Source organism: Lacihabitans sp. LS3-19 (assembly GCF_024343575.1).
Classification (GTDB): Bacteria; Bacteroidota; Bacteroidia; order Cytophagales; family Spirosomataceae; genus Leadbetterella.
In genome coordinates, this window is record NZ_RJUA01000094.1 from 1 (window position 1) to 1,241 (window position 1,241).

The 1,241-nt window shown below is 39.0% G+C and carries 1 protein-coding gene; it reads right to left on the reverse strand.

All coding sequences use genetic code 11. The annotated features are described in order from the left end of the window. The coding region (locus EGI22_RS15560) for a DUF11 domain-containing protein (RefSeq protein ID WP_255069345.1) at positions 1-1,241 on the reverse strand (1,241 nt) is incomplete at both ends.

Sequence of the window (1,241 nt, forward strand, 5' to 3'; positions counted from 1 at the left end):
CAAAACGGTAGCTTCATAAGTTAAGACCACAGAACCACCCGAAGCGACAGATAAGCCACTCCAAGTCAAAGTATCGTTGGCAAAAACGCCAGCACCACTGATATTGGAAATCGATCCATAGCCATTTGGAATAGCATCTTCGATAGCGACATTGGTAGCTGCATCAGGTCCAGCATTGGAAACTGTAACCGTAAATGTTACCACATCCCCAACATTAGGAGAAGTATTACTTACTGTTTTTGAAAGGCTCAAATTTGATTCTTGTGGTACAGTAGTAACAGAGCCTTGGTCGTCCTCTGTAGGATTGTCATTACTCGGTGTACTATTTGGGTCGTATTGGTCTGAAGAAGTGATCTGAGCTGTATTTGTATAATTTACACCTACAAAAGGAGCTTTAACTTTAACTTTATAAGTTAAGACTAAATTTGCACCATTTTGAATTGTTAAGTTATTCCAGTTAGCAGTATTTCCCGTAATTATTCCGCCATTACTAACATTGGAAAGGTCAGAATATCCATTTGGTGTTATATCTTCTACACTTACATTGGTGGCGTCGTTTGGCCCAGCATTATATAAAGTTAAAGTAAAAGTGATAGTATCACCAACATTTGGATTTGTATTGCTTGTGGCTTTTGTGATACTCAAATTGGCTACATTAGGGACTGTCGTAACCTGAGATTGATCATCTTCTCCTTGTACATTATTTCCAGGCGTACTGTTCGGGTCAAATTGGTCAACATCCATAATTTGAACAATGTTGGTGTAGTTTGTTCCCGGAATTGGCTCATTTACAGTTGCCTGATAGGTCAAAGTTTGAGATGCTCCATTTGCCAAACTCAAAATACTCCATTCAAGATTACTTCCAACCACGGTGCCAGAATTGCTAACATTTGTGATACTAGAATAGCCATTCGGTATAGCATCTTGAATCAAAATATTTGTTGCATCATTTGGACCCGCATTACTTACCGTAATAGTAAATGTAACCACATCCCCAGTATTTGGATTCAAATTGTCAACTTGCTTCAAAATACTCAAATTGGCCTCTTCAGGTACAGCAGTTACTTCAGATTGGTCGTCTTCACTTGGGTTATTATTATTTGGTGAACTATTTGGGTCGTATTGGTCAGAGGCTGTTACTTGTGCAACGTTTTTATGAGAAATACCTACACCGGGTTGTAAAACAGTAGCTTGATATGTCAATGAAACGGATGCCCCGTTTGCAATAGCCGCTAAATTCC